Origin of the sequence: Amycolatopsis speibonae (assembly GCF_042647925.1) — a bacterium.
GTDB lineage: Bacteria > Actinomycetota > Actinomycetes > Mycobacteriales > Pseudonocardiaceae > Amycolatopsis > Amycolatopsis speibonae.
In genome coordinates this window covers 67,101-83,070 of the sequence record NZ_JBHRWK010000025.1, presented here as the reverse complement: position 1 = coordinate 83,070, position 15,970 = coordinate 67,101, and the positions used below count along the sequence as shown (strand labels likewise).

Genomic DNA, 15,970 nt, shown 5'->3' with positions numbered 1-15,970 from the left:
GCTCGACAAAACCGCCCGTCCGAGCAGTGCCCCGCGCAGCCGCGGGCAAAGGGCCGCTCCTAGTCTTCAGCTGTGGTTGAGATCGCCCCTTACGGCACCTGGACGTCCCCCCTGTCCGCCGCCGACGTCGCCGCGTCGGGAGTCAGCGCGCAATGGCTCGCGACAGCCGGAGACGAGGTCTGGTGGGCCGAAGCGAGAACCGGTGAAGGCGGCCGCGTCACCCTCGTCAGGTCCCGCACGGACGGCACCGTCGAAGACGTCCTTCCCGCCCCGTGGAACGTCCGCAACCGCGTCCACGAATACGGCGGACGCCCCTGGCTCGTGCTCGGCGACGTCCTCGTCTTCACCCACTGGACCGACCAGCGCGTCTACCGCCGCGACCTGACCACCGGCGAGACGACCCCCCTGACACCGGAGCCCGCGACCCGCCACGGGATCCGCTACAGCGACCTGCGGCCCGGCCGCACCGGCGAAGTGTGGCTGGTCCGCGAACGCAGCACCGGTCCCCGGCGCGTCGACATCGCCAGGGACCTCATCGCGGTCCCCCTCGACGGCGGCCCGGAACGGGTGCTGACCGCCAGCCACCACTTCCTCACCGCACCGCAGCTCTCCCCCGACGGCGAACGCGCGGCGTGGATCGGCTGGAATCACCCCGCGATGCCGTGGGACGGCACGGAACTGTGCGTCGCCGAGATCGACGAGGACGGCACCTTCGGGCCGCACAGCGTGCTCGCCGGCGCGACGGACATCGCCGTCTGCCAGGTCGAATGGGAGTCGCCGGACAGCCTGCTCGCCCTGCTCGACCCGGACGGCTGGTGGAACCTGCACCGCGTCGGGCTCGACGGCGGCATCACGAACCTGGCGCCCTGCGAACTCGAGATCGGCGGTGCCCAGTGGAAACTCGGCGCCCGCTGGTTCACCCCGCTCGACGAAGGCCGGTTCGCCGTCATCGCGTCGGGCAAGCTCGCCATCCTCGACGAAGCGACGCGGGAAATCACCCCGGTCGCAGCCGCCACCGACCTGACCGCGTGGTCCACCAACGGTTTCGCCGTCCACCAAGGCGGTGTCGTCGGCGTCGCGGCGGGCCCGAAACGCGAAGGCGCCGTCGTGAAGGTCGACCTCGAAGGCGCGACGGTGACCGAACTCGCGTCGGTACCCGAACCCCCGTCACCCGCCTACCTGTCCACACCCGTGGAACGGATCTTCAAGACCGACGACGGCGACCGGATCCCCGCCTTCGTCTACCTGCCCGCGAACGCCGACTTCGCCGCGCCGGACGGCGAACGGCCACCGCTGTTCGTGTACCCGCACGGCGGACCCACCGGCCGGGACAGCGCCGTACTCGATTTCGAGATCGCCTACTTCACCAGCCGCGGGATCGCCGTCGTCACGGTCAACTACGGCGGCTCGACCGGCTACGGACGCGCCTACCGCGAACGGCTCCGGGAACAATGGGGCATCATCGACGTCGCGGACTGCGTCGCCGTCGCCGAAACCCTCGCCGCCGAAGGCACCGTCGACGGCGACAGGCTCGCGATCCGCGGCGGCAGCGCCGGCGGCTACACCTCCGCCGCGTCGCTGACCACCACGACCACCTACCGCGCGGGCACCGTGATGTACCCGATCCTCGACCTCGGCCAGTGGACCGGCGACGGCGGCGAAACACACGACTTCGAGTCCCGCTACCTCGACGGGCTGATCGGGCCACTGCCGGAAACCGAACAGCGCTACCGGGATCGGTCGCCGATCAACAACGCGGACACCCTCGCCGGCCCGCTGCTGTTCCTGCAGGGCCTCGAAGACGAGATCTGCCCGCCCGAGCAAGCGGACCGGTTCGTAGCCGGGCTCGCCGGACGCGGCATCGACCACGCCTACCTGAGGTTCGAAGGCGAACAGCACGGCTTCCGGAAAGCGGAAACGATCGTCGCCGCCCTCGAAGCCGAACTGTCGTTCTACGGCCAGGTCTTCGGCTTCGAAACACCCGGCGTCCCGAAGCTCCGGCTCAGCCGGTGAAGCCACCCAAAACCCAGCCAGGCGACACGATCGCCCTGGTCGCTCCGGCGGGACCGGTCCCGCCGGAGCTCCTCGACAAGGCACTGCCCGTGCTCCGCGGCTGGGGCGTCGACGTCCACATCGGCGACTGCGTCCGCGCGACCCCCACCGGTTATCTGTCGGCACCCGACGAGGCCAGAGCCGCCGAATTCACCGACGCCTGGCTGAATCCACGGGTGACCTGCGTCCTGACCGCCCGCGGCGGCTACGGCACGCAGAGAATGCTCGACCTGGTCGACTGGACGGCCCTGGCCGCGGCCAGGCCCAAAACGCTCGCCGGATCGAGCGACGTGACCGCACTGCACCGCGCCGTGAACGTCCACTTGGGACTGGAGACACTGTTCTCCCCCTTGCCCGCGACCACACTCTTCGACAACGCCGCCGCCGAACACCTGCGGCTGTCACTGTTCGAGCCGGACGAAGTACGACTGATCACCTCACCGACCTCGTCACCACTGGCGCCGGGCACCGCGACCGGCACCCTCATCGGCGGCAACCTCGCCCTGCTGGCCTCGGGCCTCGGCACTCCGGAACAGGGCTCGGCCCGCGAGGCGATCGTGCTGCTCGAAGACGTCACCGAAAGCCCCTACCGGATCGACCGGATGCTGACCCAGCTGCTGCGCTGCGGCTGGCTCGACGGCATCCGTGGGTTCGTACTGGGTTCATGGGAGTCCTGCGGCGATCCCGAGACCATCCAGGCCCTGATGCTCGACCGGCTCGGCCCACTCGGCGTACCCATGGCCTGGAACTTCGGCATCGGACACGTCCCCGCGTCCCCCACCGTCCCCCTCGGCGCACAAGCCACCCTCGACGCCGACGCGGGCACCCTCCTGATCTTGCCATAACGGCAACAGAACTTGCGGTCCCGGCCCGACCGCAGGCATCTTTCAGGCATGGATTCCACACAACAGTTCTGGGAAGACTTCTACCGGGACAAAGACCAGGTCTGGAGCGGCAAAGCGAACCCGATCCTGGTGGGCGAGGTCACCTCGCTGACCCCGGGCACAGCACTCGACCTCGGCTGCGGCGAAGGCGGCGACGCCATCTGGCTCACCCAGCAGGGCTGGCGCGTCACCGCCGTCGACATCTCGGACGTCGCCCTGCAGCGAGCCGCCGGACACGCGGCCGAAGCCGGTGCCGACGGCATCACCTGGGAACGCCACGACCTCGCGAAATCGTTCCCGGAGGGCCACTTCGACCTCATCTCGGCACAGTTCTTCCACTCCCCCGTCGCGGAAAACGGCGAGCGGGACAAAGCGCTCCACCGCGCCGCCGAAGCCGTGGCACCGGACGGCACACTGCTGGTCGCCGGCCACGCGGGCTGGCCGACCTGGATGGAAGAGCCACCACACAAGGACGTCCACTTCCCGACTCCCGCCGAAGTCCTCGAAACACTGGAACTGACCGACGGCGAATGGACCGTGGAACGGCAAGACCTGATCACCCGCGACTTCCCCGGACCCGAGGGACAACAAGGGACACGCTCGGACAACGTGCTCCGCGTACGGCGCTCGGCCTAGCTCACTGATCCAGCGTTTCGGGCGGCGGAATCCCCAGCTTCGCGGACAAGCGGAGCTCACGCCGTTGCGCGGTGGTCAGCACCGTGGGAGCGACGCGGTTACCGGTCATGACACCGACCGTGGCGGCACCGAACTGAAGAGGAACGGAGATCACGGCGCGGGCGGGCGGCGGCCTGGACCGTGAGACCGTCGCCGAGAGCGAACCGCAACTCCTCCAACTCGGGCCCCATACCTCTCGCCGGATCGCTTCACACCAGTTCGGGCAAGCCGCCATGGATCGTGCTCACAGTGAGGGCGTCCATGTCCAAGACGCGCACGGCTCCTTCCGGCACCGCGCGCAACCCACTCCCTGTCCGCGTCGCCTCGACGAGCTCGGCCAGCAAGGTGCCGACGTCGCGACCCGGCATCTCAGAACGGCGTGATCAGTTCGGCCGGAATCTCGCCGCGTGCCACGCGAGCGGAGAGGTCGGCGAGTTTCAGCTGTCGTTCCTGGGCGTGTGCGCGCAGCCACTGGAAAGCTTCCTCCACGTCGATTCCCAGCGTGGCCACCAGCACCCCCTTGGCCTGTTCGATCGCGGAGACAGGCGATCGTGTGCCACAAGTGCCGGGCCATGGTCGGCGAAACCGGGCGGTCCCCGGTCAGCCCGCACCTGGCCGGGGACGGCTCCCGGTGATCCCGAGATCGTTGCTTTCGAAGTCGAGTGTCTTCATCGTGGGTCCCGTCGGTGAACCACGGGACGGGTGCTCAGAACAGCCGCCGGAACCCCATACCGTACTCCGCGAGGGGGACGATCGAGTGATTCTCTCGGTACCGTTGCGCCATGCGGATGACGTCTGCGGAGGCCCGGTCACGGTTCGAAGGCGAACGAATCGCGAGACTGGCGACGGCCGGCTCGGACGGTGTCCCCCATCTGGTGCCGGTGACGTTCGTCATCGATGGCGATTCCGTGGTGTTCGCGATCGATCACAAACCCAAGAGCACGACGGCATTGCGACGGCTGACGAACATCGCGGAGAACCCGGTGGTCAGTTTTCTGACCGACCACTACGACGAGGATTGGGCCGGACTGTGGTGGGCACGGGTGGACGGCGTCGCCCGGGTCCTGACCGATCCCGACGAGCAGGCGGCGCCGGCGCGACTGCTGCGGGAGAAGTACCCGCAGTACGAGGCACAACCTGCTCCGCATGCCGTGGTGAGCACGCTGGTTCACTCATGGAGCGGGTGGCGCGCTTCCTGAGCTTTTTTTGGCGTCGTTGCCGTGAAACGGGAACGACGCCATCGCCGGGGCGTATAGATCGTTATACACTTTGATAGCGGATCCGAAGTCTGTGAAGGACCCCTTCACACCAGCGTCAGGAACGAGGAGCCTCGGCAGGCAGGAACTGCTCCACCGGCTTCCCCCGCCAGGCGGCGATGATCCCCAGCGGATCCGGCCGCAGCAGCGAGGCGGCCGCGTACACGCTCGCGGCGACGACGCCCGCCATGAACCACCAGTCGTAGAGCGCCTGCTCCCCCGTCGGGTAGTACACCAGCGTCACGAACACCGACACCGCGACGACGACCGCGAGGTTCCGGCGGCGCCATTCGAAGGCGGACAGGACCACGAAACCCCAGGTCAGGTACCACGGCAGTGAGGGCGGCGGGACGATCGCGCCGGCCAGCAGCACGATCGCCATCCGGTGGATCGCCGGGTTCCCGCCGTCGCGGGCGAGCCACCACTGACGACCGGCGAAGACGAACAGGCCGACCATCGCGATCGCCCGGAACACGGTGACGAACGGCGAGACCTCGACGTCGATCACCAGGTTCACCAGCGAATAGAAGATCTCGCCGATCCCCGTCGGGAAGTTCATCCAGTTCGCGATCAGCGTCGGCGCCTTGAGACCGCCCAGCCAGCCGAGGTTGACCGAGCCCAGCGAGAGCCAGGTGCCCGCGACGAACACCGGCAGGAAGATCCCGACCGACGCGGCGCCCGCGCGGAAGAAGTTGACCACCTTCCGGTCACCGGGCAGGTGGTTGGCCCACACCCAGACCAGGAACGGCAGCGCCCACGCCGCGGTGGGTTTGATCAGCATCCCGATGGTGACCAGGACGATCGCGACGACGTGCTTGCGCTCCAGCGCGGCCAGCACGCCGACGGTGAGGAAGCCCAGCATCAGCAGGTCGTTGTGCGGACCGCCGACGAGGTGGATCACCGTCATCGGGCTGGCGATGGCAAGCCACAGGGTGATGGGCAGCTTGCCGCCGAGGTGCTTGACCAGCCGCGGCAGCGACCACAGCATCCCGACCAGGCCGATCATCAGCACCAGGCGGGTCGCGATGACGCCGGCGATCATGTCGTTGCCGGTGATCGCGACGATCCACTTGGCGAACAGCAGGAACAGCGGGCCGTACGGCGCGGGAGTGGTCTGCCACAGCGGGTGGACGTTCTGCACGACGTCCGGCAGCACGGACAGTTCAGCCGGACCGTTGGCGTACGGGTCGAGCCCGTTGAGCAGCTGCGCGCCCTGCGCGAGGTAGGAGAAGACGTCGCGCGTGAACAGCGGCGGCGAGACCAGCAGCGGCGCCATCCAGCAGGCGGCGGCGATCACGATCGGGCGGCTGCCGATCCGGCCGGCCAGCGCGTATCGGCCCAGCCGGACCCAGGCCCAGATGATCAGCGCGAAGCCCGTGTAGAGCATCGTGTTGGCGAGGATGCGGCCGTGGCCGTAGCGGATCCACGACAACGGTCCGTGTCCCAGGATCGGGTCACGGATGAGGATGCCACCGGCGCCGAGCGCGGCCAGCATCAGCAGCGTGCTGCCGATGGTCCCCATCGCGATGGTGCGATACGGGAACCGGGAAGGCACCCGGAGCCGCTCGCCGAGCGAACCGGCCGAGGGCGTCTGCGGGGAGTCAGTCGTGGTCGCCATTTCGAGATTGGAGGTTACACACCGCGCCTGTGCGAGTGCGCGGCAATGGGTGTTTCCCACGCCGGGCACGGGGGTCCCCTCGCTCAGCGGTCGGCCGTCTCTCGCTGAGCGGTACCACCGGGCAACGCGGCCAGCAGCGACTTCGTGTAGTCGTGTTTCGGGTCCAGCAGGACCTCTTCCACGGTCCCGACCTCCACCAGCTCACCGCGGTACATCACCGCGACCCGGTCGGCGATGTTCCAGGCGAGCCCGAGGTCGTGGGTGATCACCAGCCCCGCGAGACCCAGCTCACGCCGCAGGCGCAGCAGCAGCGCGAGGATCTCCCCTCGCACCGACGCGTCGAGCGACGCCACCGGTTCGTCGGCCACGACCACGCCGGGACCCAGCGCGAGCGCGCCCGCGATGACCACCCGCTGCCGCTGCCCGCCGGACAGCTCGTGCGGGAGCCGGTCGAGGAACTTCTCCGCGGGCCGCAGTTCGGCCGCTTCGAGGGCCTTGGTGACGATCTCGTGCTCGTCGGCGCCCATTCCGTGGATGCGGGGGCCTTCCGCGACGGCCTCGTACACCGTGTGGTTCGGGTTCAGCGCGCTGGTCGGATCCTGCAGGACCAGCTGGACCTGCCGCCGGTACGCCTTGAGCCCGGCACCGCCGAGCGGGACCGGTTTGCCGTCGTACCGGACCGCGCCGGAGTCGGGTTTCTGCAGCCCGAGCAGCGTCCGGGCCAGTGTCGTCTTGCCCGAACCGGACTGGCCGACGAGCGCGACAATCTCGTCCTTCCGAACCTGGAGGCTCACCCCGGCGACGGCGTCGATGCGCTTGCCCGTGCGATCGCGGAAGCTGACGCGCAGGTCTTCGGCCTCCAGCAGCGCGGGCCGGTCGCCGTCGCGGTCCGGTTCAGGCGGCAACGGCGTGCTGGTGGCGGGCGCGAACCGGGACGCCGGGTCGCCGACGGTCGGGAACGCGGCCGCCAGCGCCTTGCTGTGCTCGTGGTGCGGCGCGCTCATCAGCTCCGCGCTCGGGCGTTCCTCCACGATCTCGCCGTCGTACATCACCGCGATCCGGCGGCAGGTCGCGGCGAGCACCGAGAGGTCGTGGCTGATCATGATCAGCCCGATCCCCTGCTCGGCGACCAGCCTGCCCAGCAGATCGAGCACCTGGGCCTGGACGACGACGTCGAGCGCGGTCGTCGGCTCGTCCGCGATGATCAGCCGCGGCGAACACGCCAGCGCCATCGCGATCATGACGCGCTGCTTCTGACCGCCGGACAGCTCGTGCGGGTACGCCCCGGCGCGGCCGGACGGCAGATCGACCTGTTCGAGCAGCTCCGAGACCTTGGCCTGGACTTCGCCGTCCGACAACGCCTTGCCGCCGGGCGGGTGCAGCCGGATCGGCTCGGCGATCTGCTCACCGATCTTGCGGACCGGGTTGAGCGCGTGCATCGCGCCCTGGAACACGACCGAGGCCTCGGCCCAGCGCACCGCGCGCAGCCTGCCCCACTTCATGGCCGTGACGTCCTCGCCGTCCAGCAGGATCTCCCCGCTGACCTTCGCCGACCGCGGGAGCAGCCGCAGCACGCTCATCGCGACCGTCGACTTCCCCGACCCCGACTCCCCCGCCACACCGAGCGTGTCACCGGGTTCGAGCACCAGATCGACGCCGCGGACGGCGGCGACCTCGCCGCCGCCGGTGGCATAGGTGACGCCGAGGTTCTTCAGTTCCAGCAAGGGGCTCATGAGTGCTGTCCCTTCAGGCGCGGGTTCAGCACGGTTTCCAGCGCGCGTCCGACGAGGGTGAAGCCGAGGACGACCACGACGATCGCGAGGCCCGGCGGCAGCAGATTCCACCAGGCGCCCTTGCTGATCGCGCCGTTGTTCAACGCGGTCTGCAACATGGTGCCCCAGGAGATGGTGTTCGGGTTGCCGACACCGAGGAAGGCCAGCGTCGCGTCCGCGATGACCGCGTTGCCGACGACGAGCGTGGTGTTGGCCAGCACGAGCGGCATGACGCCCGGCAGGACGTGTTTGCCGATGACGTGCAGGTGACCGCCTCCGAGCGCTTTGGCACGCTCGATGTACGGACGGCCTTCGATCGTCAGGGTCTGGGCCCGGACCAGCCGCGCGGTGCTCGGCCAGGCGGTGACACCGATGGCGATGATCACCGTCATCGCGCCCTGGTCCAGCACCGACGCCAGCGCCACGGCGAGCACGAGCGACGGCAGCACCAGGAAGAAGTCGGTGAACCGCAGCAGCAGCCCGGAGACCCAGCCTTGGATATGCGCGGCCGCGATCCCGATGAGGGTGCCGATCAGTACCGACAGGAGCGCCGCCGAGAACCCGGTGAGCAGGGAGATCCGCGCGCCCCAGAAGGTCATCAGCAGCACCGAACGGCCGTCGATGTCGGTGCCGAGCCAGAACTCCCCGCTGGGCGGCTCCAGCGTGCTGCCTTGGGCCTTGGTGACGTCGAGACCGGTCTCGTCCGTGATCACCGGGGCGAGGATGGCCAGCACCGTGATGAGGCCCAGGAACGCCAGCCCGAAGACGCCCGCCTTGTTCGTCGTGAACTCGTGCCAGTGCTTCGCCACGGCCTCGCGGCGGCGGCGCCAGACGATCGAACCGGGTTTTTCCGCTGTGGTCATGCCGTCCGCACCCTGGGGTCGAGCACGCGGTAGAGCAACTCCGCGAGCAGGTTCATCAGCACCACCGCGCCCGCGAGGGTGACGAAGACCCCCTGCAACACAGGCAGATCAGGGCCGCGGAGGGCTTCGTAGAGCAGCTGCCCGAGTCCTGGCCAGCTGAAAACGGCCTCGACCGAGACCGCGCCCGAGACCACCATGCCGAACTGCATGAAGACCAGCGTCACCGTCGGGAGCAGGGCGTTGGGCACGGCGTGCCGCTTGCGCACCAGGTCTTCGCGCAGCCCCTTGGCCCGCGCGGTGGTGAGGTAGTCCGAGTTCATCTCGCCGATCAGGGACGACCGCATGACCAGCATGTACTGCGCGTAGAACACCACCAGCAAGGTCACGCACGGCAGTACCAGATGGTGCAGGACGTCGAGGCCTTCACTGAAGAAACCCGGCGCGGCATCCGGGGAATGCATGCCCCGGCTGGGAAAGAGCCCGTTGGTCGCCACCAGCAGCATGAGCCCGAGCCAGAACTGCGGGACCGACCACAGGGTCAGCGCGAGTCCTGTTTGGACCTTGTCGAACCGGCTCCCCCGGCGCCAGCCCGCGCGGATGCCGAGCCACAGGCCGAGCGCGATCGCGAGCACGGTCGCGCTGCCGACGAGCAGGATCGTCGGCCACAGCCGTTCGCTGATCATGTCGACGACCGGGCGCCGCTGCAGGTACGAATCGCCCATGGTGCCGTGGAGCAAACCGACGAAGTAGTCCCAGAACTGCTGCAGCAGGGGCTTGTCGACCCCCATCTGCTCGCGCAGCTCCGCCATCATCTTCGGGTCGGTCGGCCGGTCTCGGACCATGAACCGCACGGGATCGCCGGGCAGCGTCCGGAACAGGAAGAATCCCAGCACGATGACGAGCACGAGACTCGCCAGCGCGCCGCCGATCTTGGAGAGCACGAACCGGGTGGTACCGGTCCCGCCCCGGCGCTCGTCGAGATCGACGAGCGCCGAGGGCTGATCGAGGGAACTGAGTGCTTCGGTCAACGCTGTCCTTTACTCCCGGTCGTCGGCCGACTTGCCGCGCCGCCCGAGCAGCACGCCGCCGCCGACGAGCACCACGAGCACGACCGCGCCGATGCCGATCCACAATCCGGTGTTGCTTCCGCCGTCGTCCGCGTTCGCCGCGGCCGCGTCGGCCGGGGTGGCGCCGTAGACGCCCCAGTAGCCGGACTGCTCGAGGATCGCGCCATCGGGCTGCGGCTGCTTGGTGAACGAGGCGAACTTGTCCGAGCGGTAGGCCTCGAGCACGTTGTCGTAGTCGAGGACGACGTCGACGTACTCCCCGGCGAGGATCGCCTGGGCCTGCTTGACGATCTCGGCGCGCTTGGCCGGGTCGAACTCGGTCAGCTGCTTCTTGTACAGGTCTTCGTAGCGCGGGTCGCAGAAGAACGTCGCCGAGCTGCCGCCGTTGCCCTGGGCGTTCGGGCGGCCGGCGCAGGTGTTCAGGCTCAGCGCGTAGTCCGGGTCGGGCGAGGTGCCATAGCCGGAGATCGCGAGGTCGTAGTTGCCCGCGGTGGTGCGGTCGTCCAGTTCGTCGTCGGAGACGAGTTCCTGCTTGACGCCGATGCCGGCGTCCTTGAACCAGCCGCTGACGAACTGGGCGGTGCGCTGGTCGAACGGCCGGTTCGCGTGGCCGGCGAGGCGGAACTCCAGCTTCGCGCCACCAGGGGCGACGCGGATCCCGTCCGGTCCCTTCGCGTAGCCCGCCTGGTCGAGGGTGGTGTTCGCGGCCGCGATGTCGAATTTGGTCTTCTCGGCGTCCGACGGAGTCCAGGTGTAGGACTTGTAGATCGCCGGCACGACACCGGTCCCGGCCTGGCCGTAGCCGTTCATCACCTTGTCGACGATGGTCTTGGTGTCGATGGCCTGCGCGATCGCCTTGCGGACACGGGCGTCCTTCAGGATCGGGTTTCCGTCACCGATCGGCTGGTCGACCACGTTCTTGACGCCGAAGTTGATGATGAGCTCGTTGTACCGGCGGCCGGGGGCCTTGTTCGTGGTGATGTTCTTCTCGCCCTTGAGCGCGTCGAACTGCGTCGGCGTGAGCCGGTTGATGACGTCGACCTCGCCCTGCTTCAGCGCGTTCACCGCGGCCTCGGCGTCCTTGAACTGCAGCAGCTGCAGTTCGTCGACCTTGGGCGCGCCACGCCAGTAGTCCTTGTTCGCCTTGAACTTCACGAACTCGTTCTTCTTGTACTCGGTCAGCAGGTACGGCCCGCTGCCGACACCGGCGACGGCCATCTCGTCGGTCGAAGGGGCGTTGAGGTCCTTGATCGGCTCCCAGATGTGCTTGGGCACGATCGGGACGTCGAGCGAGGTCATGCTCGACTGCGGCGTCTTGGTCTTGATGACCAGCGTCTTGTCGTCCGGCGCCGAAACCGACGCGAAGTTGCCGACGTAGCTGCCGTTCGCGGTGCGGGCGTTCTCGTCGTCGAGCATGCGCTGGAAGGTGTACGCGGGGTCCTGCGCCGTGACCGGCTTGCCATCGGACCACTTCATCCCCTGGCGGATGGCGAAGGTCCAGGTGAGCTTGTCGTCGGACGTCGTCCACGACTCGGCGACGCCGCCCGTGGGCTGGGTGTCCTCGGCCGAGGGCAGCGTCAGGAACTCGTAGTTGAACCGGCCGACCTGCGTCGCCGCCGACAACTGGGCGGTGAAGGGGTTCAGGTGGTCGATGCCGGTCGTGAGCGCCACCCGGAGGACCTTGCCCTGTTGCTGCGCCGCCGCGGCGGGCACGAAAGGCACCGTCGCGACCGCCGAAGCGGCAAGGACCGCGACCACGCGAAGACCGCGCCGTCGCTTCGGAAAACGCTCTGTGCGCACGAAGACCACCCCATCGAAACTCGCTGTGTCCCAACCCCCGAGGCGGAAAAGTAACCACATATCGCGGTAACCGCGCAATGACTCGCCAATACCGATCGTGCACAGCGGATGCCGTCGCGTGGTCAACAGCTACTTTACGCTTCAACGACGTAGCAGTGAGTCACCATTTGGGCGCGCGAGGCGGCATCACGTGCAGTGTCCTGGGTATTCAAGGGAAGCGTGCTTGCAAAAGGCTTGCGCGCGATGATGCTCAATCGATACGTGCGACGAAGTGCGAGCAAAGCGCTTCGGGCCGTCAGCCGACGGAGACCTCGCGTCGCCGCGCGGTGGCGGCGCCCGCGTAAAGCCAAGCGAACAGCGCCCACATGCCGGCGAAGATCAACCCCACCGTGGCGTACGCGACCGTCCACAGCACCGCGGGCGTCTCCGACTTCCGTTCCCGTTGCAGGAACTCGATCTCGGACATGAACGGCCGAGAGCCGGACGCCGCTTCGATCGCCGGGGCGTTCGCGGCGGGGTCGGCCGGCGCGTAGATCGGGGCGAGCCCCATCATCCGGTTCGGGACGTGCACTCGGATCCCGGTCTTCCACTGGCCGAACACCGGCAACGGCTGAGCCGTGCGGTACACGCCGTCGCCGATCTTCTCCAGCGGCGCGGTGAAGAAGTCGCCGCCCTGCCAAGCGAAGCCGTTCAGCCAGACGGAATCGTCGGCCAGGTCAGGCCGCGAAAGGGTGACCGTGGCGTCGACCCACCTTGGCGCGCCCCCGCCGTGCGGATTCGAGATCGGCTGCCCGGCCGAGGCCTCGGTCAGCCGGACGTCAGCGGTGAAGTCGGCTTCCGGGTCCTGTGGGACGGCGACAGCTGACATCAGCACGACCGCGCCCAGCGCGCCGACGAGCCCGATCGCGTGCCGGGGACCGGCCGCGGGCACCTGGGTCGCTGTCTCTTCCACCCGCTGGTACTGCCAGACGCCGATGAACGCGCCCGCGAGCGCCGCGCCGGTCCCGAACAGGACGAACAACGGCAGGTGGGCGGACGGCCAGGGGTTCGGCATCAGCCACTGGGTGAACGCCGCCTCGGCGAGCATCCCGGCCGTTCCCACCAGCAGGCCGGCGAAAGCGGCGAAGGTGTAGCCCTGCCGGTTGCGCATCGCGAGGGCGACGACCTCGATGATCACCGCTTCGGCGAGGTACGGCAGCAGCGAGGCCACGTGCAGGTCGGCGAACAGCGGGATGACGGTGAAAGACGCACGGGTGACGAGGAAGACGGCGACGACGATGAGCGCGCCGCCCGGGCCCCAGGACAGCCGTCCGTAGGTCAGCGTCCAGGCGCCGATCAGGCCGACGAGCACCACCTGGGACAGCATCGGGAACTGCGGGACGCCGAGGTCGAACTCCATGAGGAACGCCGAAGCGCCCATCATCCAGGCACCGGCGAGCACCGGGCCGAGCAGGCGCACGATCGGCCCGGTCGCGCCGACCTGGCGGGCCTCTCCGAGCAGCAACTGCAGGCCCAGCACGACACAGACGCCGCCGCCGATCATCAGGACGTGGGTCGGACCCCATTCGGTGACGTCCTGGCCGAACAGCCGGTGCCAGACGTCGTCGAGCGGGAACCCGGCGATGCCGACCAGACCGGTCGCCATCATCTGGATGGAGCCCATCGGCGCCTTCCAATGCGGGCCGATCTTGAACGTGCGCTTGGGCAGGTTCTTCGTCGCGAGGGTCGCGCTGAGCACGCCGCTGGCGAAGATGCCCATCAGCCCGAAGTAGATCGGGTAGTGCGACGGGTTCGCGAGCGGACCTTCGTCGCGGCCGAGCTCCATGTGGATCGGCACGTCCCAGTACACGCCGATCAGCGCCGACATCCCGGAAAGGAAGGCGACGAACATCGGCAGCGCCGCCCAGCGCGGCAGGCCGCTGAAGTCACCCATCCAGTCGGCGACGCGACCGAAGACGGTCCGCTTCCCCGCGCGCTCGCGGAGGACGAAGACGGCCAAGGGCAGGAAGACCGCGGTGAACATCAGGCCCGCGATGACGATCTGCCCGAATTGCGCACCGCCGGCAGGCGGGCTCTCCTGTGCCATGAACAGCTGAGCCATGAACACCGCGTTCGCCTTCCTGCTAACCTGAGTAACTGTTACCTTGGGGTAACACGATAGGGGCATGGTCCCGGCCAGGCAAGCCGGGGCGTACGACTTCGGAAGGACCCTCGATGCGGAGGATCGGCGGAATCTGCGGGATCACCGTGGCCGCGCTGCTGGCCGTGACCGGCTGTTCGGGATCGACCGGCTCCGAACCGGCGCCGGCCACCGGCACCCGGACCGTGAAGTTCTCGATCACCGAGGGCAAGCGGACGGCGGGCCCGGAAGAGGTCGCGGTGCGCACCGGCGAGAACGTAGCGCTGGAGGTCACCTCCGACCAGGCGGACGAACTGCACGTCCACGGCTATGACAAAGCAGCCCAGCTGGCTCCCGGGGTTCCGGGGACGGTCGCCTTCACCGCGAACATCGACGGGATCTTCGAGGTGGAACTGCACAAGAGCGGCGCGGCGGTGACCAAGCTCCGGGTGAGCGGATGATCCTGGCGCACGGTCTCGGCGGCCGGTCCGATCTGCCGGTCCCGCTGTGGCTCGCGCTCTATGCGGGAGCGGCGGCCGTCGTGGTCTCCTTCTTCGCCCTCAGCGCACTCTGGAAGGAACCCCGGCTCCGCGGGGCCGACGCCGGCCGCGCACTCCCCCTCGGCCTGGAACGGTTCGTCGACAGCACGTTCTCGCGGATCGCGTCGCGCGTGATCGGCTTGGTGCTGTTCGCGGGCTTCCTGACAATGGCCTGGGCAGGCCCTGCCAGTTCGGCCGACAACCCGGCTCCGGCTTGGTTCTACGCCTGGTTCTGGGTCGGCCTCGTACCGCTCTCCCTCCTGTTCGGTCCGGTCTGGCGACGCCTGAATCCACTGAGGACGGTCGCGTCCCTGATCCCCGCCCGGCACCGCGAGCTCCCGGACCGGCTGGGCTATCTGCCCGCGATCGCCGGCCTCGTCGCGTTTCTTTGGCTGGAACTGGTCTTTCCGCACTCGGACTCGCCGCAAGCGATCGCTCTTTTCTGTGCCGTATATGCCGTTATACACATTGCTTTCGGCGTGGTCTTCGGTCCGCGCTGGTTCGACCGTGGTGACGCCTTCGAGGTCTACGCACGCCTGATCGCGGCGCTCTCCCCCTTCGGCAGGCGCGGCGACGGGCGTCTCGTGGTCCGGAATCCACTGGACGGGCTGCTCACCATCTCCCCCGCGCCGTGGTTGACCGCGCTGGTGCTGGTCGTGCTCGGCTCGACCGCGTTCGATGGTTTGACCCGGCTCCCCTTCTGGACGTCGCTGGATACCGGCGTCCTCGGTGGCACGGCCGGGCTCGCGGCCTGTATCGCGCTCACCTACGGCGCCTACGCGGGCGCCATCAGCCTGACCAGGCCGTATCTGCGCCGAGGGTTCGATCCGTATCCCGCGTTCGCGCCGTCGTTGATCCCGATCATGGTCGGCTACACCGTCGCGCATTACTTCTCGTTCGCCGTGTTTTCCGGGCAGCAGGGTTTCGGCCGCACGATCGACTACACGGTCGTCTCGACCGGCGTGATCGCGCTGGTGCAGATCGCCGGAATCGTCGTCGGGCACGTGATGGCCGTAACCTCGGCACATGATCGGTCCGTCGGCGTGCTGCGCGCGAACTACGTCAAGGTGGGCCAGTACCCCATGTTGGCGCTGATGATCGGCTACACCGCGCTCGGGATCGCGCTGGTCTCCGGCTCATGACCATCGCGGCGCGGGTGATGATGATGCACCAGGGCGGCTGGGACGAGATCCTCATCTTCGTCGGCCCCGTGGTGATCATCGGGCTGCTCATCTACGTCGCGCGCAAGCAGGTCCCGACGACGCCCGAAGAGGACGACGACTAGGGCGTGTTTCAGTACGACGACGGGGACCTGCCTGCCCGAG

Annotated in this window: 15 protein-coding genes; 7 read left to right on the top strand and 8 right to left on the bottom strand. The window is 68.5% G+C overall.

Features of this window, described 5'->3' with window-relative positions; genetic code table 11:
* Positions 1–72: 72 nt before the first annotated feature.
* Genes ACFOSH_RS19030 through ACFOSH_RS19020 form a run of 3 tightly spaced genes read left to right on the top strand, consistent with a single transcriptional unit; the run spans position 73 to position 3,572 of the window.
* Positions 73–2,013, top strand: coding sequence for a S9 family peptidase (locus ACFOSH_RS19030; protein WP_378240298.1), 1,941 nt, complete (start codon positions 73–75; stop codon positions 2,011–2,013).
* The gene (locus tag ACFOSH_RS19025; RefSeq protein ID WP_378240297.1) at positions 2,010–2,897 is read left to right on the top strand and encodes a S66 peptidase family protein; all 888 of its coding nucleotides are present in this window, start codon (positions 2,010–2,012) and stop codon (positions 2,895–2,897) included. Before ACFOSH_RS19030 ends, ACFOSH_RS19025 begins: the two co-directional genes overlap by 4 nt.
* 48 nt (positions 2,898–2,945) lie before the next feature.
* The gene (locus ACFOSH_RS19020) at positions 2,946–3,572 is read left to right on the top strand and encodes a class I SAM-dependent methyltransferase (RefSeq protein ID WP_378240296.1); all 627 of its coding nucleotides are present in this window, start codon (positions 2,946–2,948) and stop codon (positions 3,570–3,572) included.
* Positions 3,573–3,820: 248 nt separating this feature from the next.
* On the opposite strand, the gene ACFOSH_RS19015 is transcribed toward ACFOSH_RS19020, so the two are convergent.
* Positions 3,821–3,979: a hypothetical protein gene (locus ACFOSH_RS19015; RefSeq protein ID WP_378240295.1), complete on the bottom strand. Its 159-nt coding sequence runs from the start codon at positions 3,977–3,979 to the stop codon at positions 3,821–3,823.
* A 1-nt stretch (position 3,980) separates the two neighbouring features.
* Complete coding sequence (locus ACFOSH_RS19010; protein ID WP_378240442.1) at positions 3,981–4,145, bottom strand: ANTAR domain-containing protein; 165 nt, start codon at positions 4,143–4,145, stop codon at positions 3,981–3,983.
* 248 nt (positions 4,146–4,393) lie between these two features.
* Here ACFOSH_RS19010 and ACFOSH_RS19005 point away from each other — a divergent pair, with 248 nt between their 5' ends.
* Entirely contained in the window at positions 4,394–4,810 is a 417-nt protein-coding gene (locus ACFOSH_RS19005) for a TIGR03668 family PPOX class F420-dependent oxidoreductase (protein ID WP_378240294.1), read from the top strand.
* 115 nt (positions 4,811–4,925) lie between these two features.
* Here ACFOSH_RS19005 and mptB read toward each other — a convergent pair whose 3' ends face one another.
* From mptB to ACFOSH_RS18975, 6 genes are all read right to left on the bottom strand, one after another.
* Complete coding sequence (gene mptB, locus ACFOSH_RS19000; RefSeq protein WP_378240293.1) at positions 4,926–6,485, bottom strand: polyprenol phosphomannose-dependent alpha 1,6 mannosyltransferase MptB; 1,560 nt, start codon at positions 6,483–6,485, stop codon at positions 4,926–4,928.
* 83 nt (positions 6,486–6,568) lie between these two features.
* Complete coding sequence (nikE, locus tag ACFOSH_RS18995; protein ID WP_378240292.1) at positions 6,569–8,218, bottom strand: nickel ABC transporter ATP-binding protein NikE; 1,650 nt, start codon at positions 8,216–8,218, stop codon at positions 6,569–6,571.
* Positions 8,215–9,120 carry an ABC transporter permease gene (locus ACFOSH_RS18990; protein ID WP_378240291.1) on the bottom strand — a complete coding sequence of 302 codons (906 nt, stop codon included), beginning with the start codon at positions 9,118–9,120 and terminating at the stop codon, positions 8,215–8,217. The genes nikE and ACFOSH_RS18990 overlap by 4 nt, the downstream gene beginning before the upstream one ends.
* Entirely contained in the window at positions 9,117–10,148 is a 1,032-nt protein-coding gene (locus tag ACFOSH_RS18985; protein WP_378240290.1) for an ABC transporter permease, read from the bottom strand. The genes ACFOSH_RS18990 and ACFOSH_RS18985 overlap by 4 nt, the downstream gene beginning before the upstream one ends.
* Before the next feature lie 9 nt (positions 10,149–10,157).
* Positions 10,158–11,945, bottom strand: coding sequence for an ABC transporter substrate-binding protein (locus tag ACFOSH_RS18980; RefSeq protein ID WP_378240441.1), 1,788 nt, complete (start codon positions 11,943–11,945; stop codon positions 10,158–10,160).
* Positions 11,946–12,282: 337 nt separating this feature from the next.
* A complete protein-coding gene (locus tag ACFOSH_RS18975; RefSeq protein ID WP_378240289.1) occupies positions 12,283–14,088 on the bottom strand; it encodes a hypothetical protein in 1,806 nt (601 codons plus the stop codon).
* A gap of 113 nt (positions 14,089–14,201) precedes the next feature.
* On the opposite strand from ACFOSH_RS18975, the gene ACFOSH_RS18970 reads away from it, so the two are divergent.
* From ACFOSH_RS18970 to ACFOSH_RS18960, 3 genes are read left to right on the top strand one after another with little or no spacing between them, the layout of a single operon-like run.
* On the top strand, positions 14,202–14,567 hold the full coding sequence (locus tag ACFOSH_RS18970; RefSeq protein ID WP_378240288.1) for a hypothetical protein: 366 nt from the start codon (positions 14,202–14,204) through the stop codon (positions 14,565–14,567).
* Positions 14,564–15,787 carry a hypothetical protein gene (locus ACFOSH_RS18965; protein WP_378240287.1) on the top strand — a complete coding sequence of 408 codons (1,224 nt, stop codon included), beginning with the start codon at positions 14,564–14,566 and terminating at the stop codon, positions 15,785–15,787. The genes ACFOSH_RS18970 and ACFOSH_RS18965 overlap by 4 nt, the downstream gene beginning before the upstream one ends.
* A complete protein-coding gene (locus ACFOSH_RS18960) occupies positions 15,784–15,930 on the top strand; it encodes a hypothetical protein (RefSeq protein ID WP_020635224.1) in 147 nt (48 codons plus the stop codon). The genes ACFOSH_RS18965 and ACFOSH_RS18960 overlap by 4 nt, the downstream gene beginning before the upstream one ends.
* Positions 15,931–15,970: the final 40 nt, after the last annotated feature.